The 17,698-nt window shown below is 63.8% G+C and carries 15 protein-coding genes and 1 pseudogene; 7 read left to right on the plus strand and 9 right to left on the minus strand.

Features of this window, described 5'->3' with window-relative positions; genetic code table 11:
* A partial coding sequence (locus tag EN964_RS05525) for a glycosyltransferase family 4 protein (protein WP_127276232.1) occupies positions 1 to 542 on the plus strand: 542 nt, incomplete at its 5' end.
* A 97-nt stretch (positions 543 to 639) separates the two neighbouring features.
* On the opposite strand, the gene EN964_RS05530 is transcribed toward EN964_RS05525, so the two are convergent.
* The 3 genes from EN964_RS05530 to EN964_RS05540 form a co-directional block, all read right to left on the minus strand.
* Complete coding sequence (locus EN964_RS05530; protein ID WP_245456861.1) at positions 640 to 1,545, minus strand: hypothetical protein; 906 nt, start codon at positions 1,543 to 1,545, stop codon at positions 640 to 642.
* Between the two features lie 294 nt (positions 1,546 to 1,839).
* Positions 1,840 to 2,415 (minus strand): DUF1349 domain-containing protein, encoded by a 576-nt coding sequence (locus EN964_RS05535; protein ID WP_127266938.1) that lies wholly within the window; start codon positions 2,413 to 2,415, stop codon positions 1,840 to 1,842.
* A 92-nt stretch (positions 2,416 to 2,507) separates the two neighbouring features.
* Complete coding sequence (locus EN964_RS05540) at positions 2,508 to 3,947, minus strand: aldehyde dehydrogenase family protein (RefSeq protein ID WP_127266939.1); 1,440 nt, start codon at positions 3,945 to 3,947, stop codon at positions 2,508 to 2,510.
* Positions 3,948 to 4,216: 269 nt separating this feature from the next.
* Here EN964_RS05540 and EN964_RS05545 point away from each other — a divergent pair, with 269 nt between their 5' ends.
* From EN964_RS05545 to EN964_RS05570, 6 genes are all read left to right on the plus strand, one after another.
* Positions 4,217 to 4,876: a TetR/AcrR family transcriptional regulator gene (locus tag EN964_RS05545; protein ID WP_164748900.1), complete on the plus strand. Its 660-nt coding sequence runs from the start codon at positions 4,217 to 4,219 to the stop codon at positions 4,874 to 4,876.
* Between the two features lie 212 nt (positions 4,877 to 5,088).
* The gene (locus EN964_RS05550; RefSeq protein ID WP_127266941.1) at positions 5,089 to 7,500 is read left to right on the plus strand and encodes an FAD-dependent oxidoreductase; all 2,412 of its coding nucleotides are present in this window, start codon (positions 5,089 to 5,091) and stop codon (positions 7,498 to 7,500) included.
* A gap of 82 nt (positions 7,501 to 7,582) precedes the next feature.
* Positions 7,583 to 8,836 (plus strand): sarcosine oxidase subunit beta, encoded by a 1,254-nt coding sequence (locus EN964_RS05555; protein ID WP_127266942.1) that lies wholly within the window; start codon positions 7,583 to 7,585, stop codon positions 8,834 to 8,836.
* 9 nt (positions 8,837 to 8,845) lie between these two features.
* Positions 8,846 to 9,112, plus strand: a complete 267-nt coding sequence (locus tag EN964_RS05560) for a sarcosine oxidase subunit delta (RefSeq protein WP_127272032.1) — start codon at positions 8,846 to 8,848, stop codon at positions 9,110 to 9,112.
* Positions 9,109 to 11,991 carry a sarcosine oxidase subunit alpha family protein gene (locus EN964_RS05565; protein WP_127272030.1) on the plus strand — a complete coding sequence of 961 codons (2,883 nt, stop codon included), beginning with the start codon at positions 9,109 to 9,111 and terminating at the stop codon, positions 11,989 to 11,991. Before EN964_RS05560 ends, EN964_RS05565 begins: the two co-directional genes overlap by 4 nt.
* Complete coding sequence (locus EN964_RS05570) at positions 11,984 to 12,523, plus strand: hypothetical protein (RefSeq protein ID WP_127271658.1); 540 nt, start codon at positions 11,984 to 11,986, stop codon at positions 12,521 to 12,523. The genes EN964_RS05565 and EN964_RS05570 overlap by 8 nt, the downstream gene beginning before the upstream one ends.
* Before the next feature lie 20 nt (positions 12,524 to 12,543).
* Here EN964_RS05570 and EN964_RS05575 read toward each other — a convergent pair whose 3' ends face one another.
* From EN964_RS05575 to EN964_RS05600, 6 genes and pseudogenes are all read right to left on the minus strand, one after another.
* The gene (locus EN964_RS05575; RefSeq protein WP_127271656.1) at positions 12,544 to 13,029 is read right to left on the minus strand and encodes a hypothetical protein; all 486 of its coding nucleotides are present in this window, start codon (positions 13,027 to 13,029) and stop codon (positions 12,544 to 12,546) included.
* A 113-nt stretch (positions 13,030 to 13,142) separates the two neighbouring features.
* Positions 13,143 to 13,703: an FMN reductase gene (msuE, locus tag EN964_RS05580; RefSeq protein ID WP_127271915.1), complete on the minus strand. Its 561-nt coding sequence runs from the start codon at positions 13,701 to 13,703 to the stop codon at positions 13,143 to 13,145.
* Between the two features lie 65 nt (positions 13,704 to 13,768).
* The gene (locus tag EN964_RS05585) at positions 13,769 to 15,016 is read right to left on the minus strand and encodes an SfnB family sulfur acquisition oxidoreductase (protein WP_127269596.1); all 1,248 of its coding nucleotides are present in this window, start codon (positions 15,014 to 15,016) and stop codon (positions 13,769 to 13,771) included.
* 24 nt (positions 15,017 to 15,040) lie between these two features.
* Positions 15,041 to 15,847: an ABC transporter ATP-binding protein gene (locus tag EN964_RS05590; RefSeq protein ID WP_127269595.1), complete on the minus strand. Its 807-nt coding sequence runs from the start codon at positions 15,845 to 15,847 to the stop codon at positions 15,041 to 15,043.
* 79 nt (positions 15,848 to 15,926) lie between these two features.
* A complete protein-coding gene (locus tag EN964_RS05595; protein ID WP_127269594.1) occupies positions 15,927 to 17,264 on the minus strand; it encodes an ABC transporter substrate-binding protein in 1,338 nt (445 codons plus the stop codon).
* An 82-nt stretch (positions 17,265 to 17,346) separates the two neighbouring features.
* Positions 17,347 to 17,698: pseudogene (locus EN964_RS05600) on the minus strand (branched-chain amino acid ABC transporter permease); the annotation flags it as partial.

Here is a 17,698-nt window from a genome sequence, read left to right on the forward strand (position 1 = left end):
AAAGCTTTCCGGTGATCCTGCTCGTCGGCCATCTCGGCTATCCGCCAAACGTCGATGCCGTCCAGAGGTTAGCCGGCTCCATACTTCCGCGCATCCGACTGGCCTTGCCGACCGCGACACTGATTCTCGCCGGGCGCAACCCGACAACGGCCGTGCAAGCGCTGGCAGGATTGCCTGGCGTGGAGATCGTCGAAGACCCCGGAGACATGGCGCCGCTTCTGTCGAGAGCGCATCTCACCATCATCCCGCTTGCGGCAGGCGGCGGCACCCGCATCAAGATTCTGGAGGCGATGGCGTGGGGCGTGCCGGTGATCGCCACGCCTCTGGCGGCCGAGGGCCTGGACCTGGTCGACGGGGAGGAACTGCTGCTGTCGGATACCGATGAAGGACTTGCCGAGACGGCTGTCGGACTTTGCCTGGACGCGGACCGCAGGGCACGGCAGCGCATCCGCGCGCATCAAGCGGTTTGGGCAAGGTTCGGCCCAGAAGCCATCCGCAATGCCGTCCGCGGCGGGCTGGGGCTGGACGAGGCTGGCACATGATCCCTCCCTCCACCAGATATGGAGGAGCGACGTCGCTCCACATCGCTTGCAGGAGCTCCGCTTCGCACCGCGTCCAACCGGAATTTCGTGGCCTGCCCTATCGGGATGCGTGCTGAAGCTCTTGCCGAATGGGGCCGAGATAGGTTTGCGGATGCAAGCGTCGCCAAACATGGTCCCGGTCGGTCAGATGCGCGACCTGCTCTATCCAGCGTCTCGGCGCATCGGGGTCCCTCACCTCATGCCAGTCGTCGACGATAATGACAGGCAGGCCCTGGTAGAGCGGGTCGAGCGGCGAGGTCCTGGTGACGACGATGCAGCCGAGATAAAACAGCTCCCATGTCCTATGGCAGTCCAGGCCGTTGCCTTCGGTGGACAGCACGAGCGGGTATTGCGAGTACAGTTGCCAGATCGAGCGCTGCGAGACGCGTTTCGTCAGGAAATCGACGTGCGGACATCCGCCCAGGGCATCAAGCAGTTCCCGGCGCTGCCTCGAGCCATTGCTGATGCTGAAATCCGAGAACAGCCTGGGCGGACGGCGGTCCACATGATCCTGCCGGGCGCGTATGATTTCCAGTTGCTTCACAAGCCCTGCCGGCGTGGCAAGAGACCTAGGCGTGTGAAGATCGAGCCCGATCGGGAAAGGCTTCACCCTGGGGTGAGTGCCATCACAATTCTGGCTGTACCAGGAGACCAGGAAAGGGTTGGCGAGAAGCTGGTCGACGGTGTCCTTCGCCAAATCCGACGGCACCGAAGCATCCCCATCGGTCGTCAGCAGCGTGAATGGTGCCGTAATCGTCGGCAGCACGATCCTGACAAACGTGTCGAGGTCGCAGGTTTGCGCATCCCTGGACAAGGTGCTCAGGCGCAGCCAGACGATGCCATGCGCGCCGCTGTAATGTTGGCGGAAAAATGCCTCGCTCTGCGTAGATGCAGTTGGCGCGTTGCGATACCAGCGCGGCCCGGCGAAATCGCAGAAATGCCCGATGCCCTGCGACCACAGCACGGGCGGAACGCCAAGAAACCTTAGCGCCCTGGAGTAGACGGCTCTTTTGACAGCCCTTCGAAACCTGCCCATCGGCAACTCCTAGCGCGGATGCCAATAGCGTTGCAACGTCCTGCCTTGCACCGCCTTGAGCCGAACCAGGGGCCAAAAATTTCGAACCGTCTGGCGGCATCGCAACTGGCTGACGATCTCGCCGGCTGCAGTGCCGCGGCCAACCCCCCGGCTCGGCCGGAGGCACACGGCGGATTGTGGCAAAGGTCGAAGTGCTTGCGGTTCAGCGCAAGACCGCACGTCTCAATCGTGCAATTCCCGCGATATCGGCGGACCGAGGGAGAAATCCGAGAACGTTACCTCAAAGCCTTCGCGTTGCGGCGAACAGCACATCATGCCGATGTCGACCGTCTTCGAGGTCGGGAAATAGGCAAGCCGCACAGGCTTCCAGTGGCTGTCGGAAGCGTCGAGGTACTGGACGCGGATCGCCTCGGCGTGACGGGTCAACCGGATCCTGACGCCGTTCGGATCGGCATGAATGGCGACCAGCGACCAGTCTGACGTGTCGTTGGTGACGACGACGGAGAAATAGGCAAGGCCGTCGGTGTACTCGATACCGGCCTTGATCCAGTGCGTTTCGCTGAGCCGGACCATCAGCCCGGCCTGATCATAGAGGACCTCGTAGTCGCCCTTGACCGTGACTTCGGCGCTGAAATCGCCCTCGACAGGCCGGTGCAGGAAGTGGCCGTTGTCGCGCCAGAAACCGTAGAAGGTCTCGCGCCAGAAATCGGTCTCCTTGCCGGTGCGCACACGAACGCTATCGCCCTCGATGGCGTGGTGCGGCGGCGGGTTAAGCCATGTCAGATCTTGCGCTGTCATCCTTTCGCGCCGCTCCAATCCAGATGTGCATGGCGGTGTTGCCGGCATGGTCGGCAGTGACCGATCAGTCAGGCTGATCAGTCGACGGCCGATCAGCCTGCGAACGTATAGGCCGTCTTCACCGTGGTGTAGAACTCCGCCGCATAGTGGCCCTGCTCGCGCGGCCCATAGCTCGAGCCCTTGCGGCCGCCGAAGGGAACATGGAAATCGACACCCGCCGTCGGCAGGTTGACCATCACCATTCCGGCCTCCGAATTGCGCTTGAAGTGCGTGGCATGCTTGAGGCTCGAGGTGCAGATGCCGGAGGTCAAGCCGAAGGGCGTGTCGTTGGCGACGGAAAGCGCCTCGTCATAGTCCTTGACGCGAATGACGCTGGCGACAGGTCCGAAAATCTCCTCGCGCGAACTGCGCATGGCATTGGTGGCCTCGGTGAGCAATGCCGGCTGCAGATAGAAGCCTGGCGTCTTGCGGTCGAGCCGCTCGCCGCCGAAGGCGAGCGTGGCACCTTCCCTGACGCCGATGGCGATATAGTCCTCGTCCTGCTTCAGCTGCGTCGCGTCGACGACAGGACCGATCTGGGTCTGCGCGTCGAGCGCATCGCCGATGACCAGTTTGCTCATGCGGTCCTTGAGGGCATCGACGAAACGGTCGTGAATGCCGTCAGCCACAATCAGCCTGGATGACGCAGTGCAGCGCTGGCCGGTCGAGAAGAAGGCGCCATTGAGCGCGCAATCGACGGCGATCGCAAGATCGGCATCGTCGAGCACGACCAGAGGGTTCTTGCCGCCCATTTCAAGCTGGAACTTGCGCATGTGTTCGATGCTTGCCGCGGCAACGCGCTTGCCGGTACCGACCGAGCCGGTGAAGCTGATGGCGTTGACGTCGGGACTGTCGAGCATCGCCTGGCCGACGACCGAGCCCTTGCCCATGACCAGATTGAGCACGCCCTTTGGCAGGCCGGCGCGATGCAGGATATCGACGATGGTCCAGGCGCTCTCGGGAACCAGCTCCGCCGGCTTGAAGACGACAGTGTTGCCGTGGGTTAACGCCGGGGCGATCTTCCAGGCCGGAATGGCGATCGGAAAATTCCACGGCGTGATGATGCCGACCACGCCGACCGCCTCGCGCGTCATCTCGACGCCGACGCCCGGTCGCACGCTCGGCACGACCTCTCCGGTCAAACGCAACGTTTCGCCGGCAAAGAAATCGAATATCTGGGCGGCGCGAATGGTCTCGCCGATGCCTTCGGCCAGCGTCTTGCCTTCCTCACGCGCGAGATTGCGGCCAATCTCGTCCTTGCGCGCCAGAATCTCGTCGGAGGCCTTTTTCAGCACCGCGTGACGCGCCAGCGGACCGGAACGGGACCAAGCCGGGAACGCTGCCTTGGCCGCGGCGATCGCCTGCTTGGCCTGTTCGACACCCGCCGAGGCATAATCGCCGACGATGTCACCGGTATCCGAGGGGTTGATGTTGCGCGAACCGGCCTCGCCGACCCATTCGCCATCGATGAGGTTCTTTCGAAACAGCGTCATATCGTGTGTTCCTGCTTGTTGGCCGCGCGGGCATCTGTCTGAACTGGTATTTGCCAGACAATTGCCTCGCGGGAAAGCAAACAGTGAACCAGCAGCCGCGACAAAAATCCCCCCGCTTGCGCCGCGCGGATGGCGGGTGACGACATTGCCTCATCGAGCTTCGATGCGGCCAACATCCATGGTGCGTCGTCCGGCTTGGGCCGATTTCCTCTATACACTTCTGTCCATAGCCTTGATTTGCCTGAGGCAGCATGTCATGCGTCGTGCCGATGGCAGCTCTCGAAACGACGATTCAGCGCGCCGGCGCCACCGGCAACATCAAGGCCACTCGCGAAGACTGGCTGAAACTTGCGCTCGAAACATTGATCTCTGACGGTGTCGAACGCGTCCGCGTGCTGACACTTGGACAGAAGCTCGATGTGTCGCGCTCCAGCTTCTACTGGTATTTCAAGAGCCGGCAGGATCTGCTCGACCAGCTGCTGGATTACTGGCGGCAGACCAACACCAAATTCATCGTCGAACGCGCCAGGCGGCCATCCGCCACCGTCATTCGCGGGGTGATGAGCATTTTCGAATGCTGGGTGGACGAAAGGCTGTTCGATCCACAGCTGGATTTCGCGATCAGGGCCTGGGCCCGCCGCTCGCCCGCCATCCGGCGCGCCCTCGACGAGGCCGACGAGGAGCGTGTCAACGCCATCCGCGACATGTTCATGCGCCACGGCTATGAGGAAGAAGACGCGTTCGTGCGAGCCCGCGTGCTGTACTTCATGCAGATCGGCTATTACTCGCTTGAGCTCAACGAGCCGATGAGCAGCCGCCTGCCTCACGTCGCCGGCTATCTGCGCAGCTTCACCGGCCAGGAGCCTCCGGCGGAGGATGTCGAAGACTTCTCGCGCTATGTCGAGAAGACGCTTTCGCGCAACCGATAAGTAAGGCCCGCTCGGCCGCCGCGGCCTGACGATTTCGCTTAGCGCATCCCAATAGCAAGCACGTTTGCTGCCGACAGCAGCAGAGGAGCCCTTCTGCTGCATCGGCGCAGAGCGGAGTCATGGGCCGCTCATTCCATCGCCTTTCCAAGCTCTAGACACATATGTACAATACCGATAGGGTTCGCCCCACTGAATGGGTGGAGTGCGACAGGATGAAATCCCAATACAGGGCGATCGTCATCGGCGGCGGCGTGGTTGGAGCCTCGGTGCTCTATCACTTGGCGAAGTTCGGCTGGAACGACGTCGCGCTGATCGAACGCGAGGTACTGACAGCGGGATCGAGCTGGCATGCGGCCGGCGGGTTCCATGCGCTGAACGCCGATCCCAACATCGCCGCCCTGCAGGCCTACACGATCGACCTGCTCTCCGAAGTCGAGAAGGAATCGGGCCAGAGCATCGGCATGCACATGACCGGCGGCATCTCGGTCGCCTCGGCGCCGGAGCGCTGGGAATGGCTCAAGGCCTCCTACCGCATCTTCCAGACCATGGGCATCGACGATGTCCACCTGGTCGGTGTCGATGAGATCAAGCAGCGCTGCCCGATCCTCAACACCGACGGCATGCTGGGAGGCCTCTATGCCGCGCGCGAGGGCCATATCGATCCCTCGGGCGTCGTGCACGCCTATGCCAAGGCAGCCAGGCTGCGCGGCGCCGACATCATCGAGCACAACCGGGTGCTGGATCTCAACCGCCGCGCCGATGGCGGTTGGGACGTGGTCACCGAGAAGGGCACGGTGATTGCCGAGCACGTCGTCAATGCCGGCGGACTGTGGGCCAAGCAGGTCGGCAGGATGGCCGGCATCGACCTGCCGGTATCGCCAATGGAGCACCATTATCTCGTCACCGAGGCATTGCCCGAAATCCAGGCGCTGGACAAGGAATTGCCGCTGATCGTCGATCTCGAAGGTTTCACCTACATGCGCCAGGAGCAGAAGGGTCTATTGCTCGGCATATACGAGATCAACCACAAGCACTGGAACATGGATGGGGCGCCGTGGGACTACGGCATCGAATTGATCCAGGAAGACACCGACCGCATAGCCGACGAACTGGCGCTCGGCTTCAGCCGTTACCCCTGCCTGGAGACAGCCGGCATCAAACGCTGGGTGAACGGGGCCTTCACCTTCTCGCCGGATGGCAATCCGCTGGTCGGCCCGGTGCGCGGCGTGCCCAATTACTGGGTGGCGTGCGGCGTCATGGCCGGTTTCCTGCAAGGCGGCGGCGTCGGCAAGTCGCTGGCCGAATGGATGATCCATGGCGAGCCGGAAGCCGATGTCTACGGCATGGACATCGCCCGCTATGGCGACTTCGCCTCCAACCGCGAATACATCAGGCAGACCACCGGGCAGTTCTATTCGCGCCGCTTTGTCATGAGCTATCCCAACGAGCAGTTGCCGGCGGGACGGCCCTTGAAGACGGCCGGGGCGCATGACGCGATGGAGGCCGCGGGCGCGCGCTGGGGCAATTCATGGGGCATGGAAGTGCCGCTCTATTTCGCGCCGCAAGGCTTCGTCGAGACACCGACGCTGAAGCGCTCCAACGCCTTCGACATTGTCGCACAGGAATGCCGCAAAGTGCGCGAAGGTGTCGGCCTGCTCGATATATCAGCCTTCTCGCGCTACGAGATCATCGGGCCGCAGGCCGAAGCCTGGCTCGACCGGCTGCTCGCCTGTGCGCTGCCCAGGCCGGGTCGCGCAAAACTCGCGCCGATGCTGGGTGAAAACGGCAAGCTCAAGGGCGACCTCACCGTCTTCAATTGGGGTGATGGCTCCTGGTGGATCATGGGATCCTACTATCTGCGCCAGTGGCATATGCGCTGGTTCGAGCAACATATGAGCGATGGCGTCACCGTTCGCGACATTTCGGACGCCGTCGTTGGTTTCTCGCTCGCCGGTCCCAATGCGCGAATGCTACTTGAGCGCCTCACACATCAGGACGTTTCGCACCAGGCGTTCGGCTTTCTCGCCTGCAGGACGTTCGATGTCGGACTGGTGCGGGCGAAGGTCGGACGACTGTCGGTCATCGGCGAACTCGGCTACGAGATTCATTGCCGGGCCAATGAGCACATGGGCCTGCGCCGCGCGCTACTTGCCGCAGGCAGCGATCTGGGAGTCACCGAATACGGCTTCAGCGCGGTCAATTCGCTGCGGCTCGAAAAGAGCTTTGGCATCTGGTCGCGCGAATTCACGCAGGACTATACGCCTGATGAGACCGGCATGGACCGCTGGGTCGCCTTCGACAAGGGCGATTTCATCGGCCGCGAGGCGGCCCTGAAAGAGCAGAAGGCTCCATCGAGGCGCACGCTGGTGACGCTCGAAATCGACGCGGCGGATGCCGATGCCAGCGGCTACGAGCCGGTCTGGAACAGAGGCAGGCTGGCCGGCTTCGTCACCTCCGGCGGCTATGGCCATACGGTCGGCAAGAGCCTCGCCATGGCGCTGGTCGAGCGCGAAGCGGCCGATATCGATACGCCGTTGACAACCCACATCGTCGGCGTCGAAAGAGATGCGCGCGTCATCGCTTCGTCGCCATATGATCCACTGGGCAAGGCGATGCGGGCATGACCGATCGAACCGATGACGTCGGTGCGAAAGACCATTCGATGATCCACATTTCTTTCCGAACATCAGGCCTGTCCGGCACGTCATGACCACACGCTATTCCGCCCTGTCGCTGTTCAAGGAGGGCCTGGCTGGCCAGACCGGCTGGCAACCGGCCTGGCGATCGCCCGAGCCGAAGCCGTCCTACGACGCCATCGTCATCGGCGGCGGCGGCCATGGGCTGGCGACGGCCTATTACCTGGCAAAGAATCACAATATCACCAGGGTGGCCGTGCTGGAAAAAGGCTGGATCGGCGGCGGCAACACAGGGCGCAACACCACTGTGGTACGCTCCAACTACTATTATCCCGAAAGTGTCGAACTCTACGGGCTGGCGCACCAGCTCTATGAGGGATTGTCGAAAGACCTGAACTACAACGTCATGCTGTCGCAGCGCGGCATGGTCAATCTGTGCCACTCGACTGCCGAGATGGAGATCGGGGCGCGCACCGTCAACGCCATGCAGATCAACGGCATCGATGCCGAGCTGTTTTCACCTGACGATGTGCGCCGGGTGGCGCCGATCTATAATTTCTCAGCCGATGCGCGCTTCCCGGTGTTCGGCGGCATCTGGCAAGGCAGGGCCGGTACGGCGCGCCATGACGCCGTCGCCTGGGGCTACGCGCGGGCGGCGAGCCGGCTCGGCGTCGATATCATCCAGAACTGCGAGATCACCGATTTCATCGTCGAGGGCGGCCGCTGCCGCGGCGTCCAGACTTCGCGGGGCGCGATCCGTGCCGAGCGTATCGGAATGGCGGTGGCCGGGCATTCCTCGGTGCTGGCGGCCAAGGCCGGCTTCCGGCTTCCGATCAATTCCTATGCGCTGCAAGCCTGCGTGTCCGAACCGGTCAAGCCGATCCTCGACACGGTGGTGCTGTCGCCCGGCTGCGGCGTCTATGTCAGCCAGTCGGACAAGGGCGAGATCGTCATCGGCGGCGGCCTCGACCGCATTCCTTCCTATGCGCAGCGCGGCAATTTGCCGACGCTGGAGGCGGTGATTGCCGGCGTGCTGGAGATGTTCCCGATCTTTGGCCAGCTCAAGCTGATGCGGCAATGGGCAGGTATCGTCGACGTGGTGCCGGATTCCTCGCCGATCATCGGCCCCTCGCCGCTGCCCGGCCTGTTCCTCAATTGCGGCTGGGGCACGGGCGGCTTCAAGGCCATTCCCGCCGGCGGCACGCTGCTGGCGCAATTGCTAGCGTCAGGCAAACACAACGACATCAGCCGCCCCTTCGATCTCGATCGCTTCGCCACCGGCCGGCTGATCGACGAAGCGGCCGGCTCCGGCATCGCGCATTAGAGGTTTGCCATGCAGCTCTTTCCTTGCCCATTCTGCGGCCCGCGCGACGAAACCGAATTCCACTATGGCGGCGATGCCGGCAATGTCAGGCCGGATGGCATCGACGTGCCGACCGATCGCTGGGCTGGCTACCTCTATCTGCGCGGCAACCCGAAAGGCACGGCGCGCGAGATCTGGGTCCACATGATTTGCGGCGAGTTCTTCGTCATGGAGCGGGACACCGTCACCCACAAGGTGCTGTCTTCGGCCGCTCTCGACGGGGAGCATGCCGCGTGACCGCCTCACGTCTTGCCACCGGCGGCAGCGCCATCGACCGCTCGCGCCCGATCCGCTTCAGCTTCGACGGAACCATCGTGCAGGGCTTTGCCGGCGACACCATCGCCTCGGCGCTGCTGGCGGGTGACGTCGCGGTCGTCGGCCGCAGCTTCAAATACCACCGGCCGCGCGGCATATGGGGCGCCGGCGTCGAGGAGCCCAACGCGCTGGTCGATATCGGCGGCTTGTGGGCGACGCCCAACACGCGCGCCACGACCGAGCCGGCGCGCGACGGACTGGTGGCGAAAAGCGTCAATGCCACGCCCAGCGCACTGGCCGACCGCCACGCCTTCCTGGACCGTTTTGCGCGCTTCATCCCGGCCGCGTTCTACTACAAGACCTTCATGTGGCCGGACTGGCACAGGTTCGAGCCGCGCATCCGCGCCATGGCGGGGCTGGGCACGGTCGATGCCGACTGGACCTCGCCCGGCATGGCCGACCAGATCAACCATCATTGCGATGTGCTGGTTGTAGGCGCGGGACCGGCCGGGCTGGCAGCGGCAAGGCTGGCGTCTGGTGCTGGCCTGACTGTCACATTGATAGACGACCAGCAGAGCCCCGGCGGATCGCTTGGCCATCGTGCCGCGGAGATCGACGGCAAGCCGGCGGCCGTATGGGTCAAGGAGACGATTGCCGAGCTTGTCGCTGGCGGTCACCTCATCCTGCCTTCGACCACCGCCTTCGGCATCTACGACCACAATCTGGTCGGTCTGAATCAGCGCCATTTCGACGGCCGGCCGGATACGCTGTGGCGGGTCAGGCCGCGCCAGATCGTGCTGGCGACCGGCGCCATCGAGCGGCCGCTGCCTTTCGCCAACAACGATCTGCCGGGCATCATGTCGGCGGATGCGGCGTTCGCCTATCTCCGGCGCCACGCTGTGCTGGTCGGCCGCCGCATCGTCGTCGCCACCAACAATGACAGCGCCTATGAGGTGGCGGGGGCGCTTGCCGAGGCCGGCGCCGAAGTCAGGCTTGTCGACATCCGGCGCAACGGCACGCCTGCCGCGCCGGCCAATGCCCGGTTGATCAAAGGGCGTTCTCTCGCATCCGCCAGCGGCAAGCTGCGCGTCGACGGCGTGACGCTCGACGACGGCACGAGGTTCGATGCCGATTGCGTCCTGGTCTCCGGCGGGTGGACGCCGACCATCCATCTCTTCGGCCAGGCCAAGGGCAAGCTCGCCTGGAGCGATGCGCGCGCCGCCTTCCTGCCAAGCGATCCGGTCGACGGCATCGCCGTGATCGGCGCCGCAGCCGGCGCGGTCTCCTTGTCGGAGGTGTTTGCTGGCGCCGGCCCCGCCTTTGCACCCCTCGGCCAGACGAAGGCTCCCCTACCGCGCAGCACCGGACCGGAGGCGACGGGAGGCATTCTCCCGGCATGGCCGATTCCGGGCTCGAAAGGCCGTATCTGGATCGATTACCAGAACGACGTGACGGTGAAGGACGTCGAACTGGCAGCGCGCGAAAACTTCGTCTCGGTCGAACATCTGAAGCGCTACACCACGCTCGGCATGGCAACCGACCAGGGCAAGACCTCCAACCTGCCCGGCCTGGCGCTGATGGCCGGTATCACCGGGCGTACGGTGCCGGAGGTCGGCACCACCACCTATCGTCCGCCATTCACCCCGGTGCCGCTGGCAAGCTTTGCCGGCGCGCGCGGCGGCGAGTTGATGGCGCCGGTGCGCCGGCTGCCGCTCGAAAACGTCCATCGCGCCAATGGCGCTGTCTTCCAGGAATATGGCGGCTGGCTGCGCCCTGCCCATTATGGCGGCAGCGCTGACGCGGAGCGTTCGATCGCGGACGAAGCACGGCGCGCGCGCCAGTCGGTCGCGCTGTTCGACGGTTCGACACTCGGCAAGATCGAGGTGATCGGGCCGCAGGCGGCCGCATTCGTGGATTTTCTGTACTACAACACCATGTCGACGCTGAAGCCGGGCCGCTGCCGCTACGGCTTCATGCTGTCGGAGAACGGCGTGGTCTTTGATGACGGCGTTCTGGTGCGGCTGGGCGAGCATCGCTTTGTCGTCTCGTGCTCGTCCTCGCATGTCGCTGCCGTTCACGCCCGGCTGGAGGAATGGCGACAGGACCGCTTCGGACGCGGCGCGATCTATATTCACAACGCCACATCGGACATGGCAACGTTGACAGTTTCAGGACCGAACGCCCGAAAACTGCTCGAAGCGCTGGATCTCGGTCTCTCGCTCGGCGACGCCGATCTTCCGCATATGGCCATCGGTCATGGCACCTACGCCGGCAACGAAGTCCGCATTGCCCGCGTCAGCTTCACCGGCGACAGGAGCTACGAGATTTCGATCCGGGCCGATCGCGCCGAGCCGTTATGGGCGCATCTGCGCAAGGCGGGCCAGGCGTTCGACGCCGTCGTCATCGGCCTGGAGGCGCTGATGATCCTGCGCGCCGAGAAAGGCTTTATCGTCATTGGCAAGGACACTGACGGCACCACCCTGCCGCACGATCTCGGCGTCGACGGCCCGCGCGTCAAGCGCCAGACCGAGTTCGTCGGCCGCCGCTCGCTGTTCACCGAAGAGGCCTCGCGTGACAACCGCATGCAGCTTGTCGGATTGGCGGTGCCGCAAGGCGAAGCGCCGCTGCCGACCGGAGCGCATGGCATCAAACGGAGCGACGGCAGATTGCGCAGCCAAGGCTTTGTCACCTCGAGCTACCACAGCCCGACGCTCGGCCGCCCGGTTGCGCTTGGCCTGATCGAGCGCGGTGCGACGCGGCATGGCGAGACGATAGACATCCAGCATCTCGGCAAGATCAGCAAGGCGACGATTACCGCCCCTTGCGCCTTCGACCCGGCAGGAGACCGGCTGCATGCGTGATCTCGCGGAAAAATGGTCCATTACTCCGGACTGGCAGAGCGCAGTCATCGCCACGCCGGATCTTGCGATACGAGCCGTCCTCGACCTCAACCAGTTGATGGTCAGCGGCGACCTCGACGCGTGGACACGGGCTTCCAGCATCGGCGGGACTGGCGTGGGTGCCTTTGGTATCGCACAGGGCGACCGCTACGCGGCGCGGCTGGCGCGCGACCGGTTGCTCGTCGTATCGAAGAGCCCGCTCGCCATCGCCACGGGCTGGCATGCAGACGGGTTCGCGGTGACGGCGATCAGCGCTGGGTTGCAAATATTCGAGGCCGAGGGCATGGCGCTCGACGCTTTCATCGCGCGTGGAACGACGCTCGATCCCGCGAAGCCAAGTGCCAGTGCAGCACTTTCCTTCGCCGGCATCAGCGCCGTCGTCTATCGTCTTGACGGCAAGCTGCGCATCCATGTCGACCGCGGTCTTGCCACTTATCTCTGGACATGGATGGAAACGGCCGCCAGCAACATCGCGACCGGATCAACCGACTAGCCGACGGCAGTGCGATCCGGTCAGAGCGTGAACGACCCGAACAGGCAGGCCAGCGTTGCGGCGGCAAAGACCACGAAGAACAGGCTGCGCAGCAGCACGTTGCGGCGCAGCTCGTTCATGACGAAGTGACAACCGACGACCGCCGCGGCAAACAGGAACCGCCAGTTCAGCAGCGCCCACACGGCGCTGCCCTGCCCAAACGCCCATCTGGCGACCAGACAGCCGACGATGGTCGCAAACAGCGCGATCACGGTCCAGAAAAGGGCGTCGGCGGCATGGGTCAGGACGATGCCGGCCGCCCTGATCGGCAGGATCATCATCAGCATCGCGCTGAAGAAATAGACAGCGGCAATCGGGATGAACACGCCGGCGTCGGCAATGCCGTCAAGGCGCCTGACGCCGATCGCGCCATAGGGATAGCCGTGCCTGGCCACAGCCAGGCTCAACGCCATGAGCAAGGCGGTCAGCACGGCGACCAGTGCGAAGGATGTGAGGGCTTTGCTCATGACGTTCCTGTCCCAGACGAATCAGACAGGAACGTTTTTAGCGGGCGGTCGTAAATTGCGGGTAAGCGAGGGCGCTGCCCTCGCCTGTTTCGATCGCAATCTGGTGACAAAGCCTATTCGGCGGCGATCCTGCCGGCCGAGCGGTTGGCCAGCACGAAGCCGACCTCGTCAACCGCCTGCGCCACACGCTTCAGGATCGCCTCGGAGCGCAGTACGCCGTCGGTGAAATCCTTGTCGGTGGCGTAGACGGCGGTCGGCAGCGCAAAGGCCTCGAAGAAGCCGAACAGCGGCCGCAGTTGATGTTCGACGATCAGCGCATGGCGCTCGCCACCGCCGGTCGCCGTCAACACGATGGGCTTCCCCCGCAGCGCTGCCGGATCGATCAGATCGAAGAAATGCTTGAACAGACCGGTATAGCTGCCCTTGTAGGTCGGCGAGCCCACGACAAGCACGTCGGCGGCGAGGATTTGTTCCAGGATCGCGCGCGCCTGGCCGTCGAGATCGCGGGCCCATTTCGCCGTTCCCAGCGACGGACCGAGATCCTCGATATCATAGGTGCTCGCAGACAGGCCGTGGCTGGCGGCGATGTCCCTGGTGACCAGGTCGACGAAGGCGCGCGTCTTTGACGGCCGGGTGATGTTGCCGGAAAAGCCGACGACTGTTGGATTTGACATGGCAGTGAGCCTCTTGGATGGTCGAAGGTTTGACGTGGCGGGCCGTCCCGCCCGCCGGTGGGAGATCAGCTCCAGGCGTGCAGCGGCGGATTTTCGCCGTTGAGGAAATATTTGCCGAGGATCGAATATTTCCAGCGCACCGGATCGTGCAGCGTGTGCGTGCGGGCATTGCGCCAATGCCGGTCGAGATTGTGTTCGGCCAGGGTCGAGCGTGTGCCTGCCAGTTCGAACAGCTTGTTGGTCGCGGCGATGGCGATCTCGGTCGACAGGATTTTTGCCTCGGCGGTGACGATCTGCGCATGCGCGACCGTGTCGGCGGTCGGCTCGGCCACTGCCCGGTCGATCGCCAGGCCGGCCTTCTCCAGCAGCGCCTGCGCCGCGTGCAGGCGCAGCGTCAGGTCGCCGATGGCCTGAATGGTGTAGGGATCGTCCCAGGCGTTGTCGACGCCGCTGTCGATCCAGGCGCGGCTTTTGGTCCTGACGAAGCTGACGGTCTCGTCGATCGCCGCCTGGGCGATGCCGGTGTCGACCGCCACCTGGATGATCTGGAAGATGGCGCCGTCGGCGGTCGGCCTGTCGTAGCCCTTGTAGCCGGGTACCAGATGCGTCTTCGGCAACTTGACGTTGTCGATGATGACGGTGCCGGACAGCGTCGTGCGCTGGCCAAAGCTCGACCAGTCGTCGATGACGGTCAGTCCGGGTGCGCCGCGGTCGGCGATCGCATACCAGGCGCGGCCCTCGTCATCGAGCGCCACGATCGGCACCAGGTGGGCAAGCAGCGCGCCGGACGAATAGAATTTGCGGCCGCTGACAACCACATGATCGCCGGCATCGGTGAAGCGGGTCTCAAAATCGGCGGCGCGCTTGGAGCCGAACTCGGAAAAGGCGTTGCCGAACCGCGTGCCTTTCAACGCTTCGGCAAACAGCAGCTTCTGCTGGTCCGCGTCGGCCACGGTGCGGATGGCGGCTACAACGCCGAGATGGTTCTGGGCAACCTGGCCGATCGAGGAATCCGCCGCCGAGATGATCTCGATCACCTTCGCCAGCGTCGCATATGACACCTCCGGCCCACCGAATGCCTTTGGTACATTGATCGACCAAAGGCCGCTTTGCGAAAAGGCATCGAGTTCGGCGACCGGCCAGATCCGCTCGCGATCGCGTCGGGAGGAATCCTTGACGAATTCGGCGGCGAGCGCGTGGGCAATCGCAATCGCCTCCGCATCGTCCTTGATGATGTGCGCTGGCGCGGTCGGTCTTGCGACTGGCGGCACGGCGGCGGAAGCCTTGTCGGTTTTGACGGTCGAAACGGTCATTTCACTGCTCCTTGGGATTTTGGCTCAGGCAACGGCGTGGAGATGGGCGGGCTTGGTGGCGGGTGACACCTGTTGCCCGGGGGTTGATTGACCGAGATAGAAGGCTCTGATGTCCTCGCGCTGGCGAAGTTCGGCGGCAGCGCCAGCGAGCACGGAAACGCCGTTTTCGAGCACGGTGGCGTGGTCGGCGTATCTGAGCGCGACTGCCGAGTTCTGCTCGGCAACCAGGATCGACAGGCCGGTCTCACGGTTGAGTTTTTTCAAGCTCTGGAAGATGTCCTGGACGATGAGCGGGGCGAGTCCCATCGACGGTTCGTCGAGAACCAGCAAACGCGGTCGCGACATCAGCGCCCGGCCGATGGCGGTCATCTGCTGTTCACCGCCGGAGGTCAGGCCGGACAATGTCCGGCGCTTCTCCCTGAGGCGCGGGAAATAGCCGTAGATCCGCTCGAGGTCTTGATTGATCTCGGCGCGGCTCCCGCTGCGGCCGATGCCGCCGGCGATCAGATTCTCCTCGACGGTGAGGCTTTTGAAGCAGTGGCGGCCTTCCAGCACCTGGACCAGCCCGGCGCGCACCAGATCACCCGGTTTGCGGCGCGAGACATCGGACCCTTCATAGCGGATGGTGCCGGCATTGACCTGGCCACGTTCCGCCGGCAGCAGGTTGGAGACGGCCTTCAGCGTCGTGGTCTTCCCGGCGCCATTGGCTCCGAGCAACGCCAGGATCTGACCGCGCCTGAGCTCAAAGCTGACGCCGTGCAGCGCCGTGATGGCGTGGTTGTAGGTGGCATGGACCGCGTCCACGGCAAGAATGACGTCATCGTTCGGCATAGGCTGTTCTTTCGCGGTTCAAAAACCGAACAGGTCGGGCGCCACGGAAACTTGGTCCGCGACGCCCGGCACTGACTGATCAGTTGGTGGTCACAGCATTGGCATCGTCGGCGGTACGCAGCTTGATGCCCTTCTCGGCGGCGTAGGCCTCGGCGGACTTCTCGATGATCGGCCGCAGCAGCGCCCAGTCCGGCGCGATCCAGTCGGAGACGACGTTCCACTTCCTGCCGTCCCACTGCTGGAAGGTCACGTAGCCTTCGCCTTCGTGATTGTCCCAGCTGACATTGATCGAGTGGAACAGGTCCTTGGCGCCGAGCGCCTCGACCTTGGCCGGATCGAGCTTGAGATGCTCGAAGCCCCAGCGGACCTCGTCGCCGGTCAGCGCGCGATGGCCGAACTTCTCCTGCGCGACCCGGATCGCCTCGACATTGAGGATGCCGTTGACGATGCCGAGATTGTGGTAGACCGAGCCGATGCGCGCCTTGTCTTCAAGGTTACCCTTGCCGGCGCCATAGACCGTCTTCACGATCTCCTGCACCACCGGGTAGGAGTTGCCGGAAGCCTGCGTGGTGATGGCGGTGTAGCCCTTGGCGGCGTCGCCGGCGGGGATCACGTCCTCTTCGGAATTCGACCAGACATTGCCGACGATATGGTCGACGGGGAAGCCGACCTTGACCGCCGTCTTCAGCGCCACCGGGTTCATCACGCCCCAGCCGCGCAGGACGACGAAATCCGGCTTGGCGCGACGGATGGTCAGCCACTGCGACTGCTGCTCGTTGCCGGGATGCGGCACCTCGATCTGCTGCACGGTGAAGCCGTATTTCTGCGCCAGCAATTCATAGATCGGGATGGTTTCCTTGCCGTAGGGCGACCCGTGATAGAGCACGACGATCTTCTTGCCCTTCAGTCTGTCGATGCCGCCTTCCTTGGAGGCGATGTAGTTCACGATGCCTGATGTCTCACTGTAGGGATTGAGCAGCAGAGGGAAGACGTAGGGGAAAACGCGCCCATCTGTAGAATCGGTTCGGCCGTGATTGACGGTGATCAGCGGCACCTTGTCGGCGGTGATGCGATCGATCATGGCATAGGCGATGCCGACCGAGAGCGGGTTCCAGGCGGCGGCACCGGCATGGCTCTTCTGCCGCTCATAGCATTCGACACCACGCTCGACCTCATACTGGGTCTCGCATTCGTCCCAAGTCAGTTTGACGCCGTTGACGCCGCCGTCACGGATGTTGATGAGGTTGAGATAGTCGATGAAACCGCCGAAGAAGCCGGTGCCGCCGGCCGCATAAGGCCCGACGCGATAGCTCTGCAGCGGAAAATACTGTTCGTCGGCGTGCGCGGCCGGTAAGGCCACCGACACGATCATCGCCGCGGACAGCGCCGCCGCCTTGATTGTGCTGAGGAAAGTCATGGTCGAGATACTCCCGGTATGGGCCGTCTTGGGTTCGGCCCCTTGTTCATTTTCGGATTGGATTCATTTTCAATGCATCAGCTCAAGTCGACTGCCAGGCGAACAGGAGCCGTCTTCGGACCCTGTCCCACAGCGCCGCCAGCCCGTCGGGTTCAAGGATCAGAAACAGGATGATGAGCGCGCCCAGCACGATGCGCTGGCTCATGTCGAGCACGCCCGAGTCGAAGAGATCGCCAAGCAGGAAGCCGCCGAGGCGCGACAGAGCGAGTGGAAAGACCACGATGAGGGCGGCGCCGAAGAAGGCGCCGCGGATCGAAGCCAGACCACCGATGATGATGATGAACAGGATCTGGAACGACCGGTCGAGATCGAAGCCGTCCGGCTCGACGGTTCTGAGATAGGCGAAGGCCCAGATGACGCCGGCAACGCCACTG

Origin of the sequence: Mesorhizobium sp. M7A.F.Ca.CA.001.10.2.1 (genome assembly GCF_003998575.1) — a bacterium.
In the GTDB taxonomy this organism is placed as follows: Bacteria; Pseudomonadota; Alphaproteobacteria; order Rhizobiales; family Rhizobiaceae; genus Mesorhizobium.